The organism is Bartonella queenslandensis AUST/NH15 (assembly GCF_000312585.1).
GTDB classification, from domain to species: domain Bacteria; phylum Pseudomonadota; class Alphaproteobacteria; order Rhizobiales; family Rhizobiaceae; genus Bartonella; species Bartonella queenslandensis_A.
This window is the reverse complement of the sequence record NZ_HE998436.1, coordinates 1-307: the sequence shown is the minus strand read 5'-3', so window position 1 is coordinate 307 and position 307 is coordinate 1. Positions and strand designations below refer to the sequence as shown.

General features: G+C 39.7%; 1 pseudogene. It reads right to left on the bottom strand.

Annotated features, from left to right (window positions below):
- Nucleotides 1-62: 62 nt before the first annotated feature.
- Nucleotides 63-307: pseudogene (locus tag BN338_RS10580) on the bottom strand (hypothetical protein); the annotation flags it as partial.

The window sequence follows — 307 nt, the reverse complement described above, 5'->3', positions numbered from 1 at the left end:
TAGTTGTTTTCAAGTGTTTTTCAAGCACCTGATTCGACAATAGCCATATTGTTGCCATGTTGTCAAGCAACTTCCGATAACTTTTTAATCTCTCTATTGATTTCATCTATGAGAGGTTCGTAATTGAGAACACTTCTTGGCAAATTACCCCCATATATCCAAGCTTTTACCTGCGCTTTGGTGCTAAAATCTGCCTTTTCTGGTATGGTGTAATACTGACCGCCATCAAACTTTTCACACTCTCTTGTACCGTCTTCATATTCGTAGAGGTTGTAAAAATACTCTGCTGCTCCGTCTCCCCAAGGAA